The following is a 23,205-nucleotide window of genomic DNA, read 5'->3' on the forward strand; positions in this document are numbered from 1 at the left end:
AAATATGTGAAACTTCACCCGCTATGGTGAAGCACGATTCTACTGCGCGATCGTTAATACCACGTTTTACGAAGTATTCCTCATGAATGCAATCCGCGCGGAATCATTTCCCCTGATTGCAAATAGAAACGCACAGAGAATCAAAAGTGCCTTGACTTAATCGACCAGATCCACCTGGCAGAATCGTTTCTTACCCACCCATAACAGCAGACCCGACTCCACGGGAATCGCCTGATCATGTGATTCAATCCGGTCCTTCTCGGCCCCCATTTTGGCACCTCCCTGCTGGATCGAACGTCGAGCATCGCTGGTGGAACCACACAGGCCGGTCACCTTCAGCAGGTTCGCTGCCGCCAGAGTTCCGTCCTCGTTCAGATCGGACTTCGAAATCTGTACTATCGGAATATCGGAAGGCATTCCGCCAGAGCCAATCTCCCGCTGCCAGCGTTCGGAGGCATCATCTGCTGCAGCCGCGTCGTGGTATTCGGTGATAATGGTTTTCGCCAGTTTGACCTTGGCTTCCTTGGGATGCCCCTCCAGGATCGTCTTTACTTCATCCAGAGGGAAATCCGTCAGCAGCTCGAAGAACATCTGCATGCTGTCGTCCGAAAGCTGCATGAACTTCTTCATCATCTCATAAGGGGCTTCGCTGATCCCGATGTAGTTCCCCAGGCTTTTCCCCATTCGACGCACGCCATCGGTGCCCACCAGAATCGGCGACATCACGCTGACCTGCTGTCGGAGTCCCTGGTCTTTCTGCAGGTCCCGCGCCAGCATGAACGAATACAGCTGCTCCGTTCCTCCCAACTCGACGTCCGCTTTGATCTCGACCGAATCCCAGGCCTGCATAATCGGATACAGGCACTCGTGCAGGTAAATCGCCGCCTCTTCCTTATAACGCTTCGAAAAGTCGTCGCGCGTCAGCAACTGGGCCACGGTCACTTTGCTGCACAGTTCCAGGATGTCTGCGAAGTTCATCTTGCTGAACCAGTCCCCGTTCCGGACGACTTCAGCATTGTCCAGGTCGATCACTTTCCCCACCTGGTTCAAGTAATCGGTGGCATTCGCTTCGACCTGCTCGGCTGTCAGACGGGCCCGGGTTTCATCACGTCCGGAGGGATCGCCCACCAGCGCCGTGTAATTCCCGATGATGATCACCGCCTGGTGTCCCAACTCCTGAAACTGACGCATTTTCCGCATCGGCACCGTGTGCCCTAAATGGAGGTCAATTCCTGTAGGATCGATACCGTATTTAATCCGCAAAGGCGTGCCGGTCTCGCGGCTCCATTTCAGTTTTTCTGCCAGTTCCTGTTCGGGAACGATCTTCTCCACACCACGGCCGATAATAGCCAGTTGCTCTTCCACAGGCAAAAATTGCATTGTATCTCAGACTTTTCTCACAAATCAGGGAATCAGTTACACGGTCCTGCTCATTGTGTCGACTCGCCCCGCGAGCGTCAATCAAAGCAGTACGCTGTATGTCTGTTATTTTGGCTGATCCGCCCGGGAGACCGACTCCGACCCCGGGAGCTTGTCTTTTTTACAAACCATCCCCGTTTTTCGCTGAACCAAAAAAGTGGCATTGATCGAAGCCGCGATCATCGGTTAAAAATAAGTTCCACGGCAGATGTCCTCCCCGTCTGCAACTGACTCTTTCCTGAATCCTGCCCGTTCCTCCTGACAAAGTTCGTCTCTGATGGACCTTAAGCAAATATTTCAGTTCAAACAGGATCCCGAATTTTCCCGGCTCCTGCACCATGACAAGCAGATTGATCTCACTAAAGCCGCACTCGAGCTGGCCCGCGATGATCAACCAGACCTCGTCTTTGAACACGTTCTGATCTGGGTCCGCCAGCGGGCCTGCGAACTTTCGGGCCGCGTCGCCCTCGCGGAAGATGACCGCGCGCTGGTGCAATGCCTTGTCCAGTGCCTGGCCGGTCAGCACGGACTGGGGGGAGATACCATCTGCTATCACCAGGCGGAAGGCAGCTACCTGAATCATGTCATCGAAAGCCGACAGGGACTGCCGATTTCGCTCTCCCTGATTTATATGGCAGTCGGCAAAGAACTGGGCATCGACATTCACGGTGTCGCCGCCCCCCTGCAGTTTCTGGTTCGCTACGATGCCCAGGATGGGCCTCTGTTTATCGATCCCTACTCGAAAGGAACGATCTACAGCGAGGAAGAATGTCTGAACCGACTGGGCGAACTCGGAGAATTTCCCCGGAGTGTTTTAAAACGCCTGTTACAGCCGGCCACACATCGGGAAATCATCATTCGTATGCTGATGAACCTGAAACGCATTCATGAAGAGCGTCAGGATTTCGCACGTGCCTGGAATGTGCAGCGACGACTGTGCGCCCTGCACCCGCTCTCCAGTACACATAAGAAGGATCTGGCTGCACTCAGTTTCAAAACGCAGAAACTCGGTCTCTCCGTCGAACTGCTGGAAAACTGCCTCAAAAGCTGTCCCGAATCCGAACAGGATGACCTCCAGCTCATGCTGCAGAAAGTGCACACCGAACTGGCTCAATGGAATTGAAGCTCAGCCTGTCTCAGACAGACTCGCATCCATGCCGACCTGGTACAGAAACCGCCCACCACTCTGGAACAGGTGCGCTTTAGAAAATCGACTCCAGGCCAGGCTGACCACGATAAACTCCCGTTCTGTCTGTTCCAGGTCGAATGTGATCGCGACCTCGCGTGACAGGATCGGCATATCGTGAAAGAAGGAGACGCCTTCGATCGAGAGATTCCGGCACTCGACGATAGTCAGTTCCGAACTCAGCGATTTGGTCTTCGGGTCGAAGAAGGCCAGACCGATTTGACGCTCGCAGGGAATCCGATGCCATCGGCGACTGCTCAAGGAAAACGGTTCCAGGTTCCAGCTGGCGACAATCGAGTCCGCCAGCTTGTTCAATTCGGGAATCCGTCGCAGACAGGGAAACTTCTGAGTCTCCTGCAGAAACGCCGTTCGCTTGTCCGGGCTGAGTTCATGGATTGCATCCTCGATCTGACGGGATGAGACAGATTCTCTCGCAGGCACCTTGATCATATCTCGCATTGATTTACTCATCGCTAAACGTATCAGAAAGGACTCCAGAGCTATACAGCCCGGAATATTTTGATTTGATTTCAGTCATGTCGGGAGAATTGCATTCGTTGAAACATGCCTGACGGGGTTTCAGGGAGAGAGATACCAGAAATCTAGCCTGCAAAGAATTTCTGGTCAAATTGTTCCAGCAGAACAACACAGCCCGATAGCCTCTGTTTTCCCTGCAACCGGGTCCAGACCGCATAACCGGACTTGAGTCGCCTGCTTCCATAATCGGCAAAGACGCCAGTCGCGTATGAGGTTACGACGTGAGTAATCGTTCATCATCCACGAGATGAGGTGGATCACTCATTTTGCATTTTCACTGGAAATCAGGGGGCGTCCTGACTGAACTTCTGCTCCAGAGCCGCTTTCACGTCCTCAACCACGGGCCCCCATTCGCCCAGTTCCGCCTGCCGAAAGAGACGCGCTGTCGGATACCAGGGACTGTCACTCCGATCCAGCAACCAGCGCCATTCAGGCAGACGCGAGACCAGAATCCAGACCGGTACTCCCAGACCTCCTGCCAGATGGGCACAGGCCGTGTCGGTCGTAATCATCAGATCCAGATTTTGAATCAAAGCAGCCGCTTCAGTGAAATCACCAACCTCCGCCTGGTATTCCGGCCCCGGTTGCCAGAGTTTACCAGCCGCTTCACATGCTGCCAGCTGGTCCAAGCCATTGACCTGCTGTACGCTCACAAACTGCACGCCAGCCACATCCAGCAGAGGCGAGAGCTGCTCCAGTGGAATCGAGCGGAATTCATCCCGAGGAAACTGCAGATTCCCGCTCCAGTTCAAACCCACCTTTTTACCTTCTAGCGCTGAGAGCACGTCGCCCCAGTGCGCCGTCCGCTCCGCAGCAGGTTGAAAGAGGGGCACCTCGCCGGGAATTGTCTCCAGGCTGGTTTCCAGAAAGCGAGGCACACTCAACAGGGAGCACTGATAGTCACATTCAACAACCGGATCTCCGGGAACCAGCAGTTCATCAATCTCCTCAACGCTCTTTAACAGACCGGCCAGTTCCGGCTGAATGAGTACCAGTACCCGTCCTGCCCCTCGACGTTTCAATTCGCTGGCAAACCGGATAAACATCAAAGTGTCTCCGAAGCCCTGTTCGCACCACAGGCAGATGGACTTCCCTTCCAGCGGTTCTCCCTGCCAGGCGGGTCCGGGGTAACTCATGCGCGTTGATATATCGATGTCGGACCGTCGCTCATACCCCTCCCAGCCTGCCTGTAAGTCGCCTGTCAGCATGCGTGTGGTCGCCAGATTGAATTCCGCAATCGGAAAATGAGGCCGCAGTTGTAATGCTCTCTCGAAGTTCACACAGGATTCATCGAAGCGATGCGCCAGCCGCAACGCGTTCCCCAGGTTGTTATATCCCTCGGGCTGATCGGGGGCTGCTTCGATGGAACGCTCTGCCGTCTGAATTGCCGCCGGAATATTCCCCATGCATTCCAGCACGTAACTCAGGCTCACCAGAATCTGGTAATGACCGGGGTGGGTCTCCAGCATCGCCTCATAGAGTTCCACCGCTTCGGGGTATTGACGCTGCAGCACCAGCACATAGGCCAGCTTCATGGAAAGATTGAAATCCCCGGTCGCCTGCTGCAACAGTTCCCGATAGATCACTTCCGCTTCCGCGAAGCGACGCGCCACTTTCAGCACGTCTGCCAGTTTCTCATACGTCTCGGGGCTCCCGCTCTGTTCGTATGATTTCCGGAAGCATTTAACCGCATCAGCCAGTAGTCCGCGGCTCTCAAACAGGCTCCCCAGGTTAAAATAGGCCCGTTCATAATGGGGATTCAGACGCAGTGCATGTTCAAAAGACTGACCGGCTTCCTGCCATTTACCCATCGCATGATAGGCCACACCCAGGTTATTATGGGCGTCCGGGAGTTCCGGATTGAGCTGAATCACCTTCAGGAAGCTCTGAATACTCAGATCCAGATGCCCCCGCTGTAGTTGCAGTGTTCCCAGGTAATAGCGGGGCTCCCAGTGGCGGGGGTCCTGTTCCAGCAATTGCTGGTAGACAGCTTCTGCCTGATCCAGTTGCCCTGCATGGTGATGCGTCAACGCGGTATTGAGTAATTCCTGAACCTCAGACATCCGAGAACTCCATCCGTGCCTGTGCCATGTGAGCTCCGCTCCAGGACTTTAGGCTAGTAGCTTTGAATTTCATCTGAAGTCAAAGTAACATGCTGAAAGCAGTACTGCAATAACGGTTCGCTGATCACTGATATAGAAAGTCGAATGCATGGCCGCCCTCGTTTCCTGCCTGACCAACTCCTATGGTCGCTTTGGTCCCGTCGCCGCGATCGAACACATCCGCGATGCCGGAATCGATCACCTCGAACTCAACATCAAAAACCACGGCGTCCCCTCGTTTTTCAAAGAGACGCCGCTGCTCACGGAAGCCTCCACTGCTGAGGATATCGCGCACGTCAAAGATCTGTTGAAACAACACCATGTGAAACTCTCGAGCTGCAACATCACCACCGGCAATCCCCTCGATCCGGAAGTCGTCACGAAGACGAAACGAAAGCTCGACCTCGCTCATCAGCTGGGCGTCCGACTCGTCGTAGGCGGCGCGGGAGAAATCGAACAGGAATCGGATCGTGACACCCTCTACAAGCACCTCCGTGAAATCGGCGATTATGCAGGCGAACAGGGCATCACCTACTGCTTCGAGACGCACCCCGGCATCTGCGTCAATGCAGCCGGGATGCTCCGCACCATGCAGGACCTGGATCACCCTAACCTGCGGCTCAACTTCGACACCGGTAACATCAATTACTACAACAAGCACGCGAATGTTCTGGAGTCCCTGCACGAGGTCGTCACCTGGGTCAAACACGTGCACCTCAAGGATTCCTACTGCAAATTCAAGGACTGGAATTTCGCCGCTCTGGGCGAAGCAGGAGGCGTCGACTTCTTGAAGATCCGCTACATCCTCGAAGACCACAACTTCAATGGCCCCTACAGTCTCGAAATCGAAGGCATCGAAGGGGAACCGGAGCTGACGCTGGAAGAACACCACAACCGCGTCAAGCAGAGCGTAGTCTACCTGCGGGAGTGCGGCTTTTTTGAGTGAGGGCTTAAGCGGTGATTGAATACGTCAGACAGATCCTGTGTGCGCAGTTTGAAGCTTCACTGGGAATGCTGGATGACTGTATTCAAAACTGCCCACCCGCGCACTGGCAGCAGAAAATCGCCAATATGGAGTTCGGCTACGTCGCCTATCATGCACTCTGTTATGTCGACCTCTACCTCTCCCCCAGCTTGAGTGCATTTCAGCTGCGTGAGTTCCACAACGAACAGGATGAAAACCGCTTCAAACCCAAAGACGACTATCCGATCACGCCAGAGTTGGTGAGCGACTATCTGCAGACCTGTCTCCAGAAAATGCGGGAGACCATCGCCGCCGAAACGGAAGCCTCGCTCAACCTGCGGGCCGACTTTGACTGGCTGGAACCATTCACCCGTGGAGAATTACACCTCTACAGTATCCGCCACATCCAGCACCACGCCGGTGCTCTCAGCGCGTACCTCAGGCGACTCGATATCAACCTGAAATGGGGACACACAGGCTGGCCCTCTCGCTGAGTGACCAGCCTGTCGTCATGCTTTCGTTAATCCCGGGGAGGATCCAGACGCAATTCCAGATCCTTAAAGCGGACCTCCATCGGCCCGCCGGAATGAATCTGAAACGCCAGAATGCCGGACTTGGCTCCCTGGGGATCATTCAGATCCGTGCACAACTTACCGTTAATGTAAGTCCGAATCCGCGGGCCGACAGCAACCACCCGGTATTCGTTCCAGTCCCCTTCGCGGACATGCTGCTCTCCGGATTCCTTGAATAACAGACCCCGGCCATGTTCTTCATACAGCTTGCCCCACCAGCCGGCACCGATGTCCGCCTGGTACCCTTTAACGTGGCCTCCCGGCTGCAGACTGCTGCGGAACTGAATCCCACTGTTCCCTGCATTCGGGGTCAGCTTTACCTTGACCTTCAGTTCGAAATCACCGACCAGCATGTCACTCACCAGGAACTCATTCCGCTTGATCCCCGGCGAACGGCCTACAATCTCGCCGTTCTCTACGAACCAGAGCTGACTGTCCCCCGTCCAGCCGGTCAGATCCTGAGCGTTAAAGAACTGTTTCAGATTCTCCGGCGTCGCCTTCATCGGTACCTGTCCGGGACTCGCCAGATATTTAACCAGCGAACGTACCTCGATCCGGCTCAGCTGTTTCCACAGATTATCGGGCATCATCGACTTGTCGCTCAGACTCATCTCGTCGATTTCGTCACGGGGAATAATCACCGTCTCGTTCGCCGTCGCGACCGTCACCGCGTTCTTATCTTCCTTCTTGATGATCCCGGTAATAATCCGCCCTGATTCCGTGACAATCACGGCCGGCTGATAATCCTTCGCCATCACTGCACTCGGATCGACTACGTTCGACAGCAGATAATCGAGGTTGGCCCGGTTCGAACCGGTCAGTTCCGGACCAATGCTCGCCCCCGTCCCAAACAACTTATGGCACTGTTGGCAAGTCTTCGCAAAAATCGCCCGTCCCAGGTTGATGTCCGGCGTCGGATGCGGACGCTCAATCATATTTTTATAACTGGCGATCAGTTTTTTCTTATCCGCAGCCGACTCACGGACAACGCCCCACACCTTACCAATTTTGGCATTCAACTCTTTGTCTTTGAGATTCCCCAGCTGACGAATGATTTCCGCAGACAGATCTTTGGAAGGGACTTCGCCTGCTTCGACCGCAGTCACCAGCTGCTCAGCAAAGTTCAACCGGCTCGCCAGCGTATTCAACGCGTCGCGTTTTTCATTCAGATCGTACTGAGGATACCGCTCCAGGATCGCTGTCGCGATCGCTGCATCCGGGTAACCGGCCAGCCCCCGCAGTGCTTCGCGGCGGATTCCCTTCTGGTCCAGCAACGGAATCAGAATCGGCACCAGTTGCGGATCGCGGACTCCCAGCAGACTATCCAGGGCTGACTTCCGTCCCGACAGATCGTTCTTCTGGTCCGCGACGATTTCCCGCAACCGCTGCATCGCCGCCGGGTCACCAAAGGTCACCGCCAGCGACAGCGAACGTGATTTCACCACCGGGTCCTTGCTCGCCATCAACCGTTTGCCCACACTCTTCCAGGGGGCCGGCATTGGAAACTGGCGTCGTCCCCGCAGTGCGCTGTTAATCGAATCCAGAAAGACTTTCTGCTCATCCGCAGTCTGCGCTTCTCCCAGCTGTTCCACCAGAAAAGCAACCGCCTCTTCCGTTCCGATATCCGCGATCCGCCGCAATGTGTACGACTCGATCAGCGGAATCTTCGCATCTTTCGCCAGGGCATAGGCCTGCTGCATATCATGCGGTGCCAGCGGCTCCAGGGCATACCAATAGAGCAACGGCAGATTATGATCGTGCTGATCTTCCGCGTGACTCACCAGACCTTTGAGAATCCCTGCCCGCTGATCCAGTGGCAGCCGGTTGGCCGCTGATCCCAGGTAGAGACGCACCACCGGTGAGGGATCCTGCTTCGCCAAGGTTTCCATCGTTTTCAATAACTGCGTTGACGGCGCTCCCGCCTCCAGCGCCAGCTGAATCGCCCAGCCCCGCATGAATTCGCTCGGGTCTTTCAAAGCCTGCATCACCTTCGCTTCCGAAAGCCCGCCCGTCACATGCAGAGCCCACAATCCTCGCAGGCGACGCGTCACGTCGTCATTACCGAAGGCAATCTCCGCCAGTTGTGCGTGCACTTCCGGGTCGGCTCCCCGCTCCTGCAGAATGCGTCGGGACTGCCGCACGTACCAGTCGTTTTCGTGCAATTGCAGCTTGACCAGCTCGGTACTCGTCAGTTTTTGCAGATCGACTTTGACCGGCTTCGCATTGTTATAAGCCACGCGAAAAATCCGCCCGTTCGAACGGTCGTGCTTCTGGAATTCGCGATGATGACACTGGTTCGTGTCGTACCAGTCAATGAAATAGACCTGCCCATCCGGACCGTACCGTAGATACAGAATCTGCGAGGAACGATCGTTCGCATACAGGAAATCGGGAGCAAAGTCGCCAATATATCCCGACCCTTCGCGGGCCAGCTGATCCTGGTTCAAACGGGCGCCATGAATGTTGTTCATGAACAACTGGTTGTGATACTTCTTCGGCCAGCTGCCTCCCAGGTAGATCATCGCCCCGGCATGCGCGTGCCCCCCGCCCACCCGGTCGGAAGCGACCCGGTCCGACTGGTTCCATTGCCCACCGGTCCAGTGCCGGTGTTTGGCAATCGTTTTAATGTCGTCGTAAGTGTAAGGATTGAAATGCTGCCCTGCCTGTCTGCGATAACGTGCGTTCTGCACGATATGAAACAGGTGCGGAATCACACAGCAGGTCAGAAAGCACTGCCCCTGGTCATTGAAGTCCACACCCCACGGGTTACTTGTCCCGTGCGCAAAGACTTCGAATTCGTGCCGCGTCGGATGATACCGCCAGATCCCGGCATTGATCGGCTGTCGCTGATCATCGGGCGTGCCCGGCTTCCCGACCCGGGAATGCGTAAACACACCATGACACCCGTAGAGCCAGCCGTCCGGCCCCCAGATGAACGAGTTCAACGTTTCGTGTGTATCCTCGTAATGCCAGCCGTCCAGTAGAATCTCAGGTTCTCCGTCTGGCTTATCGTCGCCGTTCTTATCGGGAATGAACAGCAGGTACGGCGCCTGCCCCACCCATACGCCGCCAAAACCGACTTCCAGACCGCTCACCAGGTTCAGCTTTTCCTGAAAGACCTTCCGCGTCTCAAATTTGCCGTCGGCATCTTTGTCTTCGAAAATCAGAATCCGGTCTTTCCCCTTCCCCTCGGGCTGCTTGCTGGGATAGGCATACGATTCCGCCACCCACAAACGCCCGCGATCGTCAATCGTCATCGCGATCGGCTGCTGCACATCAGGTTCGGCAGCAACCAGTGAGACCGAAAACCCGTCCGGTACCGACATCACTTCTGCCGCTTTCTTCCCAGGCAGACCGTCATACTTTTGTGTATGCTCCTGCGCGGGGGCTCCACTGTCCGCCACTTCCAGTTGTGCGGGCTTTTTGTCGTGGAAGCGGAAATGATCGAAGTTAATATGCCCCCAGCCTCCCTTATGCTGGTCCACCAGCCGAATGAAGATCTCTTTGCCCTGGTATTTCGACAGATCCACCAGTTCCTGGTGCATCCGCTCATGGTTGCGACCGCTGGCTTTCGCGATCACCTTGTTTGTCGCCCGGTCCACAATTTCGACCCGAGTCGAATCGTGACTTCCGCCACCGACATAAAACGTGGCATAAGGATGCGTCACTTTAATCGAAGCCGAAGAGAGCGTCCCCACCGGCTCATCTTCCAGCACCTCGTACGTACCCACCCAGTACTGCCCCTGATGATTGCTCACCATATCACGACGACGAGCTTTGACCGTATCCCCTTTGACCGGCTGCGAACGGAAGGCCTCTCCCTCCGAAACCCAGTCTTTCAGATCACCGGTCTCGAAATCGAGATTCAACCGTCGTCCGTCTGCGTTCGTGGCAAAATGCTCGCCTGGCTTGAGCTCATTCTTCACCGAGACTTTCTTGGGTACATACTTATTCGGCTGTGCCTGCTTCCAGGTCGCTTCGTCTACTTTCACTTTTTTATGCTTCAGCAGATACGTACCCGACTTATTCCCCACTACCAGATCCGGGAGTTTGTTCCCCGTCACATCACCGGCGACCACCTGGGTCCCCACTCCCGACTTATCATTGATCTGGTAAGGCAGAAAATCCACACCCTTCTGCGTCCGCACAATTTTGAACCAGTAGTTGACCGGCGGTTCTTTCGCCCCCGGATCATGCCCCTGATGCGCCCAGAATCGTTTCCCGGTTACGATGTCCTTAATGCCGTCACCGTCCATGTCCACCAGATCGACAGCGTGCAGCTGTGAGAAGACTACGCCATACTTGTTCTCTTCCGGCTTGCTCCCCATGATCGGATGTTCGACGAACGTAATCTCGCCATCTTTCTTGACGTTCTCAAACCAGGAGAGACCATACGCATGGGCCGCCTTGCTGGTGATCACATCCTGGTCCCCGTCACCATCCACGTCGTAAGCATACATCTGCGAACCGCCTGCAGCAGTGAACTTAAACGGGTGCCGTGTCCAGAAACCCGCTTTCTGCAGATCAGCCGGCTGTTCCCACCAGCCGTTCTTCTCGAGGATGTCCAGCCTTCCGTCACCATTCACATCGCCCACACCCAGCCCGTGCGTAAAGCGACCATACTTCAGATTGGGCGAAACCGCATGAAAGCTCCAGGGCTTCGTCGGATCTTTTCCCGGCCCCGCATAGCCAAGTTGTCCCCCGGTGTGGAACACCAGCTCCGGTTCTCCGTCTCCCGTCAGATCGGTATAAGTCGGCGACTCGTTATCGACCACCGGATGTGCGAGGTACCGCTTCCAGTGCCCCGACTGTTTCTGTGGATTCGCATACCAGTAAGCTTCCTTACCGGGGAACCCGATGATCACAATGTCGGGCCACTCATCCTTGTTGACATCATTCACAAACGCAAAGAAGTTGTCGGAATAGCCGTTGATGCTCCATTCCTTGACCGGATAGTACTCGTGCTTCGTTTTGAAGTCCGGCCCCGCGTACCAGTACGGTCCGGAAATCAGATCCTGGTGACCGTCCCGGTTCAGATCGCCGAAGGTCGCCCCTTCCGCATAGAACTTATCCCCCAGCTGCAGACGGTCAAACTGGTGGAGCGTGAACTCCTCTGCAGCAGCCAGCGGTGCCGCCAGAATCAGCGATAACAGGAACAGGGAGTAACGAGCCATAACGGTCCCCTCGGATATCTATGTGAATGATGTCGATAATCAAAAGTTAACAGTGACGTACGCAAGTTATTCCAGTGTGAACTCGGGCAGCTTGCGGATTTCGCCCCCTGCCACGGCAGACTCATGTGCCAGAATTCCCACGCTGGTCCAGTTCGCAGACAGCGGGGCGTTCGGCCAGGGATCAGTGTCTTCCACCAGCGACTTCAGGAACGCATTTACCAGGTGCGGATGCGAACCGCCGTGCCCGGCCCCCTGCAGGAACGAGAGATGGTCGGCGTCGTGAATCGCCCGGGTGAATTTCTGAATTTCAGGCGGCAACAGATGCGCGTAATCGGGCACTTCCACTCGCTCGGGAATTTCCGGTTCCGGCTTCTTCGCTGTGTGCAGCACCGGGTTCTCCCCTTCGATCAGAGGCCATTCAAACGATTTTTTCGTGCCATACACGTCTACCGATTCCCGGTACTGCCGCGCGGTATCAAACAGGAACCGCCAGATGTGAGCCGCGATATCGGAATCCTTGATCTTGATATGACACGTCTCCACAGCGAATTTGTTGCCCGACTTTTCTGCGATGTCGTCGTTCACGGTCCCGGAACCAAAGCAGCTCACATACTCGGCCCGACCGTTGACCATCCCCAGCACCGGACTCACCACGTGCGTTGCATAATGCATCGGGATCATCCGCTCCCAGTATTCGGGCCAGCCTTCCATGTCCTGCGGGTGACTGGCCTGCATGTACTGAATTTTGCCCAGCTCCCCTTTGTCGTACATCTCCTTGATGAAGAGAAACTCGCGGCTGTAAACTACCGTCTCCATCATCATGTATTTCAGTCCGGTCTCTTTGACCGTCTTGACGATTTCTTCGCACTCCGCCACCGTCGTTGCCATCGGCACCGTACACGCCACGTGCTTCCCTGCCTTCAACGCTTTAATCGACTGCGGAGCATGATCGGGAATCGGCGTGTTAATATGAACGGCATCCACATCAGGATCCGCCAGCAGTTCATCGTAAGAGGTATAACGTTTCTCAATCCCGAACGTATCGCCGATCTCGTTCAGATGATCTTCCGAACGCTGACAGATCGCATGCATGTTGGCATTCGGATGCGCCTGGTAAATGGGAATGAACTCGGCACCAAATCCCAGACCGACAATCGCGACATTCATCTGTTTCTCACTCATGGCATTCCTTCTACGCTGCAGGAGAGACTCTCTGTTTGATCCGGTTCACTCCTCGGGGGAACCCGGTCCATTTTCTTTATTGTAAATGCTCCCCTATCGAGTACCATGTAAACTTGCGCATAATAAATTGAGATATTTCACCGTCCGAAAATTCAGCCCTCATCCATGCTATCAGGGGTTTGAGACCGTTTGCCAGACGAGCTGTCACTGAATCCCTTTAAGAATATTACATTTACGTCGCCCTCAATTCCGCCCGAAACCGGCTCCATGAAATCACGTCCCTCGATCGCGCTGCTCATCGAATCATCCAACTCCTATGCCCGCGGGCTCTTACGCGGCATCATGGCTTACATTCACGAGCACCACTCCTGGTCGATCTACCTCCCCGAGCATGGTCGAGGCAATGTCCCCGTCAACTGGCTCAACAGCTGGCACGGCGACGGCATCATCGCGCGAATTGAAAACACGAAGACCGCCGAAGCCGTCGTGAACTCCGGCGTCCCGGCTGTCGATGTGAGTGCCGCCCGTCTGGCCCCCTCCCTCCCCTGGGTTGAAACCGATGATCGCGCCATCGCCTCCCTGGCCGCGCAGCACCTCATCGAACGCGGCTTCGAGCACTACGCCTTCTGCGGCGATCATCGCTTCAACTGGTCCCGCTGGCGGGAAGATCATTTTCAGAACGTCATTCAGGACGCCGGCTTTGTCTGTCACGCCTATCCGCAGACCACCGGCCGCAAACAGGCGCCCCCCTGGGAAGCCGAACAGCAACGCCTGGCCGACTGGATTCAGCAACTCCCCAAGCCGGTCGGCATCATGGCCTGTTACGATATTAAAGCGCAGCAGCTGCTCGATGTCTGCCGTACGATCAACGTCTCTGTCCCCGAAGAGGTCGCCATCATCGGCGTGGACAATGACGAAATTCTCTGTAACCTCTCCGAGCCTCCCCTCTCCAGCGTGATCCCCAACACGCGTCTCACCGGCTATGAAGCAGCTGCACTGCTCGATCGCATGATCGCCGGCGAACCGGTCTCTTCAGACGCCCATCTCATCAAGCCCCTGGGCATCGCCACCCGACAGTCCACCGATATCCAGGCCATCGATGATAAACTGATCTCCGACGCCGTCCGCTTCATCCGCCAGCAGGCCTGTGAAGGCATCAATGTGCAGGACGTTTTAAAGTCGGTCCCCCTCTCCCGGCGGGTCCTCGAAAGCCGCTTCCAGAAAATCATCGGCCGCTCACCACACGAAGAGATCATGCGCATCCGCCTCGATCGTGTGAAACAGTTGCTCGAAGAAACCGAACTCCCGCTGATCGAAATCGCCAGCCGCACCGGCTTTCGCCACTCCGAATATCTGAACGTCGCCTTCAAAAAACAGACCGGCACCACCCCCGGCCAGTTCCGCCGCAAACAAAAACAGACGCGTTGAACTGCATTCTCAAAAAATATCAAATCCACGCGTGATCTTTCCCTGCTTCTTCCGCCTGAATCAGAGAGCCGGTCGCATTACTGCCGCGCCGCCCCTCCAATTTCCGCATTCAGACGAGAGGTCACTCCGATGCAACAACCTCAGACTTCCCGCTTCAAACGATTTCATCTCCTGGCTTACACCATCTTCTGGGGCGGAGAATTTCTCATCATGTTACTGGCATACCTCGCCAAACGGGTTTTCAACATCACCCCACATGGTATGGACCTTCTGATGATCGGACCGGCGTGGGTCCTCATGTTTGTGGGGGCGGTCCTGTTATTGATCGGAAACTTTCATCTGTATTTCATCGGGAACCGAGTTACCGATCTGATTCTGGGCCTGGTCAGTGCCATCATTCAGGCGGGAACGAATTTTGTAGCCTGGTTTGTCATCTGGTTCATCTTTCTCACCGAAGTGCTGGGTATTAATATCTGTTGAGGGTTCAGCAAATTCAGAACTATCCTGTTTCAATTCGTCCAGCAAACCGTATATTAGTAGAGATTAATACTTAGCACATTTGCTTTTTCCTTAATCTCGACGAATTGATCAAACAGCATGACAGACACCGCCCCGGCTGCGACCGCTGACAAAAACCGGAAACGCATCGTCTCCCTCGACCAGTTCCGGGGCTACACCGTAGCGGGCATGTTCCTTGTGAACTACATGGGCTTCTTCATCCTCTGCCCGGTCGTGCTCAAGCATCACAATACCTATTGCAGCTACGCCGACACGATCATGCCCCACTTCCTGTTCGCGGTCGGCTTTGCTTATCGACTCACCTTTGGCAGACGGGTACAGACCCAGGGGGCTGTCTCGGCTTACCTGCGCGTAGTCAGACGCCTGCTGGGACTGGTGCTGGTCTCGCTGATCATCTACCGCGTCTCGCCGGTCGCGAAAAGCTGGAGCGAACTGCAGTCGATCGGCGTCTGGGGCGCCATTGCCGATCCACTCAAACGTAACTGGTTCCAGACGCTGATGCACATCGCCGTCACCTCGCTCTGGATCACGCCCGTGATCCGCGCCCGGGCCTCCGTGCGGATCGTCTACATGCTCTTTTCCGCCGTCGCGCATGTGGTGCTCTCGTACTACTTCTATTTCACCTGGGTCAACTCGCCCCCTAACGGCATTGATGGTGGACCGCTGGGCTTTCTGACCTGGACCATCCCTGCCATCATCGGCACGCTCGCCTGCGACTGGGTCGTGGAAGCAGAAGGCTTGCCCCGCATCAAACCCATCCTGTTCTGGTCGTGTGCGTTGATGCTTTCAGGCTGGATCATCTCCTGTGGAACCCGTCTTTATGATGTGCCCGCAATAGATCAATCCATGGCAGGCAACCAGGATCTGAAACTGGCCATCCATCCGGTCATTCCTACGGAAGCGCAATTCAAAGCCAAAGAGGGAGAGCCGTTCTCCGCCTATCTGGCCGAACCTCCGTTTGTCAAACCGCCGGAGCAGGAGCAGCGAAAATGGAACTACTGGATGATGAGCCAACGGGCGGGAACGCTCTCATACCTCGTCTTCTCAGCAGGACTGTCGCTGTTCGTCTACCTGCTGTTTCACCTCGCCTGCGATCGGGGCAACCTGAATATCCCCCTGTTCCGCACGCTGGGAACCAACGCTCTGGCCGCCTACATTCTACATGATCTGGTCATGGAGTCCATCAAACCCTTCGCCACGAAAGACGCTCCCTGGTGGTACGCCTGGGGCAGTTTCCTGCTCTTCTTCTGGATCACCTGGCTGATTGTCCGGCATCTGGAGAAGAACCAGATCCACCTCAAACTCTGAGCCGTTTTTATTTCGATCGGATCGTCATCAGGAACTGGTTGACGGCCGCATTCAGACTCTCAGACTGTCGGGCAATATCGTTGGCAGCATTGACCAGGTCACTCGTGGAGAGAAAGGTCTCCGAAGCCGTGGAGGAAACACGTTTGACGGTCTCCGATGTCGAAACCGTTTTGCCAGCGGCGTCTTTGACGTTTTGATGAATCGTCGCAATCGCCTGGCTCTGTTCGGAAATCGACGTCGAAATCGAGTCGCTGATCTCGTCTACTTTACGGATCGTACTGCTCACGGTCGCAATATTCGTCACCGCCTCATGCACCACTTCCTGGATCTGGCGAATGTGCTCGGTAATATGATTGGTGGCCCGCGCGGTATCCTGTGCCAGGTTTTTCACTTCAGAAGCCACGACCGCAAACCCCGCTCCCGCTTCTCCCGCACGCGCTGCTTCGATTGTCGCGTTCAATGCCAGCAGATTCGTCTGCTTCGCGATATCAGCAATCATCTTGGCGAAGGAACCGATGTCATTCGTCGCTTCCACCAGCCCAGACATGAATTCACGGGCATGCTCGCTCTCATTGACCGCCTGCTGCACCACCTCCGTAGACTGTTTGACCCGGTCATCGATCTGCTGGATCGACTGATTCAACTGCACCGTCGAATCCGCAACCACATCGACATTCTGTGCGGTCTGGTCGATCGATTCGACGGCCATATTCGTTTCGAGAATCGCCCGTTCGGTCACGGATTTCAAAGACTGAACCGTGGCGTGCAGCTGTGTCGCGGCTGCGGAAACAATCGTTGATATCCCCTGCACTTCCTGCTCGAATTCATCCGCCATCTCCAGACGTCTGGTTTCAGCCTGTCGCAGTTCCTCTGCCTGGTACTTCATCTTTTCGCCCGCCTCGTTAATTACTTCAGAAGCATGACGGAATGTACCCCGCATACCTTTCAGCAGCACTTTGCGGAAGAATTTTCCATGAGCAGCAGCGTTCAATGAAGCCTTGGACTCGCGTACAAACGCGTCCGTGTAATCCAGCAGCCCGTTAACCGAAACCAGCGCGCGTCCCAGATCACCGTCCGCATCAATGTGCAACAGACGAACTTCCAGATTCCCTGCCGCTGCAGACTCGCAGACATCCGCCAGCTGTTTGACCCAGCGACGATAATGTTCCAGTTCCGCACGTTCCTCATGCGTGAGAGGGGACGTAGAACGTTCTTCTCCAGTCGACTGTGCGGCTGCTTCCAGTTTCAGCATGGGGGTCCCTCCGGGGTCTCAATCTTCTGTCTTAAGAGTTACAGGGCAAAGACATACTCATCGTATTCCATCCCGACTGCATCCAGTTGAGACAGCAGTTCCACGGTTGCATTCTGCATCCCGGTTCGCCAGTCAGAGCTGGCTCCTTCAATCCGCTTCAACGACCGGTAAAGGGGAATCACTTTCTCCAGTGCCTTACGCTCGGGTACGCGGCGGCTGGAGTGATAGCCACTGATCTGGCCGGACAGATTCCACGTAGGAGTAACATGGGCCAGCACCCAGTAATGGTCGCCGTTCATACAAAGATTGACGACATAGGCGAAGATCTCCTCACCCGCCTGAATCGTATCCCACAACAGCTTGAACACACAGCGCGGCATATCCGGATGACGGATCAGATTGTGAGGCTGCCCCAGCAGTTCTTCCTCGGTGTAACCGGAGATCTCGATAAAGGTCTGATTCGCGTAAGTAATGCGTCCCTTGAGATCCGTCTTGCTGACGATAATCTCATGATCTGCAAATGTGCGTTCCTGACCAGTTGGAATCGGGTGTTCCATGTGTGCCTTCCCTGTGCAGCAAACTCAGTAGAGATTGTCCCCAATAGACAATCAACTGACGGCGGAGTACACCGCCTGGAGACGGGAGCGCGAACAGACGAGAGACCGGCACTCACCGGAGCATGCGATCGGAGGCTCCCTGACATAGAACACAGTGCCATTTCTGGACACTATGGTCATATATCCCTTTTCGAACCTCTGGCGTTCCGGAAATTACAAAAGAAACCAAACTATTGCGACAGCCATTAAAAAAATTCGAGTCACACGCGCAAGGTCGGGGTCCTGATTCCCCCATTAAACATGCGACCACCCCACAGAAGCGGTATAGCCCTCCTGCTGACAGGGGCTCTCGATCGTAACCGCTCAGATGTACCCTGAAACGCGCGCATAGCGATCGCGGTCTGGTGGGAAAGCTGAAGCTTGAAAATCAGCTCAGAGTTACTTCTTTGTCGCCCTGGGTCACTTTCCCCAGAACGTGCGAAGGGATCTGGAGTGACTGCAGTTTTTCCTGCACGGCCTCTGCATGTTGTGCGCGGACGATGGCAACCAGGCCGATTCCCATATTGAAGACGCGGAACATTTCGGCTTCGTCAATATCCCCCAGTGACTGCAGCCAGTCAAAGACAGCCGGCACTTCCCAGGCAGATCGCTTGAGATCAATCCGGCGATTCTGAGGAAGAATTCGTTCCACGTTTTCCACCAGCCCGCCCCCGGTAATGTGGGCCAGTCCGCTGATCACAATCTTATCAGGAAAACTCTGGAAGACGGTATTGATGGCGTCCGCGTAGATCCGGGTTGGCTCGAGCAGGATACTGGCGACCGTCCGTTGATTCAACTCCTCAATCTGATCGTTGACATCCAGGCCCGCCATTTCGAATACGACCTTACGGATCAGGCTGTAGCCATTGGAATGGAAGCCGCTCGATTCGAGACCCAGAACAACATCACCTGATTGAATCGCCTGACCGTCCAGCACCTGATTGCGTTCTACAACGCCGACACAGAATCCGGCCATATCGAAATCCCCGTCACCGTACAGGTCGGGCATGATCGCGGTTTCTCCCCCCAGCAGAGCCGCTTTGGAGAGCACACACCCTTTGGTGACGCCTTCCATCAATTCGACCAGCCGTTCGGGATCGTCTTTTCCGAGTGCGATGTAATCGAGAAAGAACAGTGGTTCGGCACCCAGGCAGAGACAGTCATTAACACACATCGCCACCAGGTCGATGCCGATCGTATTGTAGATTCCCGCCTGGATCGCAACTTTGATCTTGGTCCCTACCCCATCGGTCCCGGAGACGAGGACAGGATCTTCGTACTGCCGGCCAGCGGGACCAGGTTGAGGATTATTCAGACGAAAGAGCCCCGCGAAACCGCCGGGGAGTTCCATCACCCTGGATTTCTGTGCGACGTGAGTTTTTGCCAGAAGGGGAGTAATCGAGGACATGGCTTTCTGATAGAGATCCAGGTCAACGCCGGCATCTTTATAGGTCGCTTTGGCCATAATGTTCAGTCGCTGTAGATAAGGAAGAGTTCAAAATCGCGTGTCAGATCTGATCCGTCCTGCAGAGCAGACCCACTGCTCACAGCATAGCAATCCCCGCTGGAGATGGAAATCATGCGTATCGGATATTTAAACCCCATAACTGGAAAACCCGGACCTGATGGGGATTCTTTCACATTTCTGCTTGAGATGATGCTGACGTTCACTACATCTCATCAGCGCAAGAGCATAAGATTTCCGACTGCTGAACAAGAGCTTTTGATGTTTCACAACCAGTCGTCGAAGGGAGTACTCGGGTATGAAGTTAGCCACTTTACACACAGAACAGGGTCCGACCGTTGTTTCCGTTACCGACCAGGAGGGTCAGTTAACCTTCTACGATGTGCGTGCATTCGACGACACACTGCCCCCCTCATTAAAGGGCGTGCTCAGTCTGGAAGAGGGGCTCGAACGTGCCTGTAAAGCTGCGAAACAGGCCGTGGAGGCCGACCGACAGATTACCGGTACGCTCTGCGCTCCGATTCCACAACCGGGGAAAGTCATCTGCATCGGCCTGAACTATCGCGATCACGCCGAGGAAACAGGCATGGCCTTTCCCGATGAACCGGTTTGCTTCAGTAAATTCACGACTTCCGTCACAGGTCCCGATCAGCCGATTCGTATTCCGGAAGTGGCCAAAGAAGTAGACTACGAAGCCGAACTGGTCGTCGTCATCGGAAAGACATGTCGCAATGCGAACCTGGACAACGCACTTGAATACGTTGCCGGTTACATGAACGGACACGATGTCTCCGCACGCGACTGGCAGATCGGACGTCCGGGCGGACAATGGCTGTTAGGTAAAACACCAGACACCTTTGCACCGATCGGTCCCTATCTGGTCACCTCGGATGAAATCGAGGATGCAAACAACCTCTCCATTAAACTGACGTTGAATGGAGAGGTGATGCAGAATTCCTGTACCGATAAGTTTATCTTCACAATCGAAGAGATTGTGCAGTTCCTGTCTCAGTTTATGACACTGGAACCAGGCGATATTATCTTTACCGGGACGCCACCAGGAGTTGGCATGGCACGCAAGCCACCTGTGTATCTCAAACCTGGAGACCAGGTTGATGTAGAGATTCAGGGACTGGGAGTACTACGCAATCCTGTGGAAGCGTGGAACTGATAGTAGAATTACTCAGATGTTGTTACGCGAACAGCTCGCAGACCGCGATCGCTTTTTTCGCTTTCGAATTCAACAGTCTGGCCTTCTACCAGTTGATCGAACGTGATTCCGTCCAGTGAAGAGAGATGAAAAAAGATATCCTGTTGACCATCGTTGATGAAGCCAAAACCTTTTTCAGTAATTTTTTTGATTGTTCCAGTGGCCATGTAGCCCATCCTCTAACTTAAAAGTCTCTCGACAATAAAACGGAGTTTATTGTCACTCGTAATTGATCACCACTTCAAGAAAACACGTTCGTAAAATAGTGACGCACTGAAAAAAATACGCTCAGCGTATTATGACGCAAAAATAAGAACAGATATCAGCCCTGAGTAAACTGGACACTTACTTGAATAAGAATCAAATTCTCAGAACTGAGATTAGTGTGACAAACCCGGAACAAATTAGCAAACTGTTATATCAAAGTTTCTTATAAAAATTTTGAGAATTCGAAAAACAGTTTCCCCTTTATTTTTGCCAGTTTTTTATGGATTAAATGAAATTAATCTTGACCTTTTTGTATTAATTTGGCAATCCGCCAGACGCCTCTCAGCGCACTCCTGAACCCTTCCAACGCCCCGCGATTTCGCTATAACCAGCAAACCGGTTGCAGTAAAGCCAGTTTCTCAAAGCAAGAAAAACCTCAGTTTCTCCCTATTCAAATTGAAAACTGATCTAAAGTTTCTCGATGGCGCTTGAAATCTGGAGGTGCTCATTTTTTAATGTTTCTAGACAGAATGTCTTCATTGACAGAATGCAAGTGACTCACTTTTTTTGAACAACGAAATCGGAAGGGACAACTCAATGTCTTTCACAAAACTGAGCCGACTGTTCGTCGTGCCCGCCACCATCAGCATGTCAATCTGGGCCGTAGGTTGCGGCAAGCCTGCTACCGAAGCTCCTGCACCTGCTGAAGAGCCCGCTGCTGAAGCTCCCACAGGCGAAGCACCTGCTGGCGAAGCTCCTGAAGCTGGTTCCACCACCGGTGGTGCTGGTGCAGAAGTACCAGAAGGTGGCGAAGAAGCCAAGAAAGAAGGCTGATTCTCATCAGCCGGCCGACCACAGGGTCAGCCACAGGCCTCCGGCCTGATGTAAATTAAAGAAACGCCCGTTAATTTAACGGGCGTTTTTTTATTGGCTGAACACTTTGCAACCCGCGAATTCAAATCACGCATTCTTTGATTCCAAAACGTGCTATTTACCTTATCATCACCTATAATAAACGCCTCTTCTCCCCGCGGGGAGACCTGTTGACTTTTGAACCCGACTCCATTGCCCGACTGCCTGAAGGAATGAAACCGTGAAAACCGCATCTGCTCTCATTGCCGGTCTGTCTCTCTGCCTGACGCTCTGCCTGCCCGCAACGCTCTCTGCTGAAGAGAAAGCACCGCAGGAAAAATGGATCCCCCTGTTCAACGGGAAAAACCTGGATGGCTGGACGGTCAAAATCCGGGGCTATGAACCAGGCGTCAACTATGCAGACACGTTTCGGGTTAAGGACGGGTTACTCACCGTCGACTATGAGCACTACGATGACTTCGATGAAAAATTCGGTCACATCTTCTACAAAGACACCTTTTCTCACTACATCATCCGCGTGGAATATCGTTTCATCGGCGACCAGGTCAAAGGAGGACCGGGCTGGGCATTTCGTAACAGTGGCATCATGGTCCACGGCCAGAGTCCCGAAAGCATGTCCCTCGACCAGCGTTTTCCGGTTTCCATTGAAGTCCAGCTGCTGGGTGGGAAACCGACAGGCAAACGCAGTACTGCCAACCTCTGCACCCCGGGCACGAACGTCGTCATGGACAACAAACTCTTCATGCCACACTGCATCGACTCCTCTTCCAAAACCTATCGGGGTGATCAGTGGGTGACCGTTGACGTCGAAGTCAAAGGCAACAAGATCATCAAACACGTCATTGACGGGGAAACCGTGCTGTCGTACACCAAGCCCCAACTCGACCCCAAAGACGCCGATGCCCAGAAGCTGATCGAACAGGGCGCCCCGATCATGCTGGATAAAGGAACCATTTCCCTGCAGTCGGAAAGTCACCCGGTTCAGTTCCGAAAAGTGGAACTGCTCAATCTCGCCCCCGAAAACAGCAGTAATTGAGAACCGGTTTCAGAAATCTCCGCTGCGAACTCCACGAAGTCAGAGATCTCGTTTCAATCTATATAAATAGACATTTTTCGCCAGATTCACTCTGGTACAAGTGGAGCCATTTACGAATACTACCGGTAGTCAAATATTATCAACAACAATTGCTCCCGCCCGGAATTCGGCAGGG

Annotated in this window: 18 protein-coding genes; 9 read left to right on the plus strand and 9 right to left on the minus strand. The window is 54.3% G+C overall.

What is annotated here, in order from left to right; all coding sequences use genetic code 11:
* Positions 1-156: 156 nt before the first annotated feature.
* Positions 157-1,380, minus strand: a complete 1,224-nt coding sequence (tyrS, locus tag FYZ48_RS12425) for a tyrosine--tRNA ligase (protein ID WP_149340833.1) — start codon at positions 1,378-1,380, stop codon at positions 157-159.
* 316 nt (positions 1,381-1,696) lie between these two features.
* Here tyrS and FYZ48_RS12430 point away from each other — a divergent pair, with 316 nt between their 5' ends.
* Complete coding sequence (locus FYZ48_RS12430; RefSeq protein ID WP_145180585.1) at positions 1,697-2,542, plus strand: SirB1 family protein; 846 nt, start codon at positions 1,697-1,699, stop codon at positions 2,540-2,542.
* A gap of 3 nt (positions 2,543-2,545) precedes the next feature.
* Here the strand turns inward: FYZ48_RS12430 and FYZ48_RS12435 are convergent, their stop codons facing one another.
* The gene (locus FYZ48_RS12435) at positions 2,546-3,064 is read right to left on the minus strand and encodes a hypothetical protein (protein WP_149340835.1); all 519 of its coding nucleotides are present in this window, start codon (positions 3,062-3,064) and stop codon (positions 2,546-2,548) included.
* Between the two features lie 362 nt (positions 3,065-3,426).
* Positions 3,427-5,205: a tetratricopeptide repeat protein gene (locus FYZ48_RS12440; protein WP_149340837.1), complete on the minus strand. Its 1,779-nt coding sequence runs from the start codon at positions 5,203-5,205 to the stop codon at positions 3,427-3,429.
* 148 nt (positions 5,206-5,353) lie between these two features.
* On the opposite strand from FYZ48_RS12440, the gene FYZ48_RS12445 reads away from it, so the two are divergent.
* Together FYZ48_RS12445 and FYZ48_RS12450 are read left to right on the plus strand one after the other, a co-directional pair.
* The gene (locus FYZ48_RS12445) at positions 5,354-6,190 is read left to right on the plus strand and encodes a sugar phosphate isomerase/epimerase family protein (protein ID WP_149340839.1); all 837 of its coding nucleotides are present in this window, start codon (positions 5,354-5,356) and stop codon (positions 6,188-6,190) included.
* Positions 6,191-6,201: 11 nt separating this feature from the next.
* On the plus strand, positions 6,202-6,702 hold the full coding sequence (locus FYZ48_RS12450; RefSeq protein WP_149340841.1) for a DinB family protein: 501 nt from the start codon (positions 6,202-6,204) through the stop codon (positions 6,700-6,702).
* 26 nt (positions 6,703-6,728) lie between these two features.
* On the opposite strand, the gene FYZ48_RS12455 is transcribed toward FYZ48_RS12450, so the two are convergent.
* Positions 6,729-11,954: a PVC-type heme-binding CxxCH protein gene (locus FYZ48_RS12455; protein WP_149340843.1), complete on the minus strand. Its 5,226-nt coding sequence runs from the start codon at positions 11,952-11,954 to the stop codon at positions 6,729-6,731.
* 66 nt (positions 11,955-12,020) lie between these two features.
* Positions 12,021-13,136: a Gfo/Idh/MocA family protein gene (locus tag FYZ48_RS12460; protein WP_149340845.1), complete on the minus strand. Its 1,116-nt coding sequence runs from the start codon at positions 13,134-13,136 to the stop codon at positions 12,021-12,023.
* A 267-nt stretch (positions 13,137-13,403) separates the two neighbouring features.
* Here FYZ48_RS12460 and FYZ48_RS12465 point away from each other — a divergent pair, with 267 nt between their 5' ends.
* The 3 genes from FYZ48_RS12465 to FYZ48_RS12475 all read left to right on the plus strand — a co-directional run bounded on the left by FYZ48_RS12465 (position 13,404) and on the right by FYZ48_RS12475 (position 16,391).
* On the plus strand, positions 13,404-14,564 hold the full coding sequence (locus tag FYZ48_RS12465) for a XylR family transcriptional regulator (RefSeq protein WP_149340847.1): 1,161 nt from the start codon (positions 13,404-13,406) through the stop codon (positions 14,562-14,564).
* Positions 14,565-14,693: 129 nt separating this feature from the next.
* Positions 14,694-15,044 carry a hypothetical protein gene (locus tag FYZ48_RS12470; protein WP_149340849.1) on the plus strand — a complete coding sequence of 117 codons (351 nt, stop codon included), beginning with the start codon at positions 14,694-14,696 and terminating at the stop codon, positions 15,042-15,044.
* Positions 15,045-15,161: 117 nt separating this feature from the next.
* Entirely contained in the window at positions 15,162-16,391 is a 1,230-nt protein-coding gene (locus tag FYZ48_RS12475) for an acyltransferase family protein (RefSeq protein WP_149340851.1), read from the plus strand.
* 7 nt (positions 16,392-16,398) lie between these two features.
* Here FYZ48_RS12475 and FYZ48_RS12480 read toward each other — a convergent pair whose 3' ends face one another.
* The 3 genes from FYZ48_RS12480 to purM all read right to left on the minus strand — a co-directional run bounded on the left by FYZ48_RS12480 (position 16,399) and on the right by purM (position 19,704).
* Positions 16,399-17,643, minus strand: a complete 1,245-nt coding sequence (locus tag FYZ48_RS12480) for a methyl-accepting chemotaxis protein (RefSeq protein ID WP_149340853.1) — start codon at positions 17,641-17,643, stop codon at positions 16,399-16,401.
* Positions 17,644-17,681: 38 nt separating this feature from the next.
* Entirely contained in the window at positions 17,682-18,200 is a 519-nt protein-coding gene (locus FYZ48_RS12485) for a PAS domain-containing protein (RefSeq protein ID WP_149340855.1), read from the minus strand.
* A gap of 427 nt (positions 18,201-18,627) precedes the next feature.
* Positions 18,628-19,704: a phosphoribosylformylglycinamidine cyclo-ligase gene (gene purM, locus FYZ48_RS12490; protein ID WP_149340857.1), complete on the minus strand. Its 1,077-nt coding sequence runs from the start codon at positions 19,702-19,704 to the stop codon at positions 18,628-18,630.
* Positions 19,705-20,002: 298 nt separating this feature from the next.
* Between purM and FYZ48_RS12495 the strand changes: the two genes are divergently transcribed.
* Complete coding sequence (locus FYZ48_RS12495; RefSeq protein WP_149340859.1) at positions 20,003-20,875, plus strand: fumarylacetoacetate hydrolase family protein; 873 nt, start codon at positions 20,003-20,005, stop codon at positions 20,873-20,875.
* An 8-nt stretch (positions 20,876-20,883) separates the two neighbouring features.
* Here the strand turns inward: FYZ48_RS12495 and FYZ48_RS12500 are convergent, their stop codons facing one another.
* Complete coding sequence (locus FYZ48_RS12500) at positions 20,884-21,081, minus strand: cold-shock protein (RefSeq protein ID WP_145036301.1); 198 nt, start codon at positions 21,079-21,081, stop codon at positions 20,884-20,886.
* 637 nt (positions 21,082-21,718) lie between these two features.
* On the opposite strand from FYZ48_RS12500, the gene FYZ48_RS12505 reads away from it, so the two are divergent.
* On the plus strand, positions 21,719-21,955 hold the full coding sequence (locus tag FYZ48_RS12505; protein WP_149340861.1) for a hypothetical protein: 237 nt from the start codon (positions 21,719-21,721) through the stop codon (positions 21,953-21,955).
* Between the two features lie 259 nt (positions 21,956-22,214).
* Positions 22,215-23,030, plus strand: coding sequence for a 3-keto-disaccharide hydrolase (locus FYZ48_RS12510; protein WP_149340864.1), 816 nt, complete (start codon positions 22,215-22,217; stop codon positions 23,028-23,030).
* The last annotated feature ends 175 nt before the right edge of the window (positions 23,031-23,205 follow it).

The organism is Gimesia chilikensis (genome assembly GCF_008329715.1).
In the GTDB taxonomy this organism is placed as follows: Bacteria; Planctomycetota; Planctomycetia; order Planctomycetales; family Planctomycetaceae; genus Gimesia; species Gimesia chilikensis.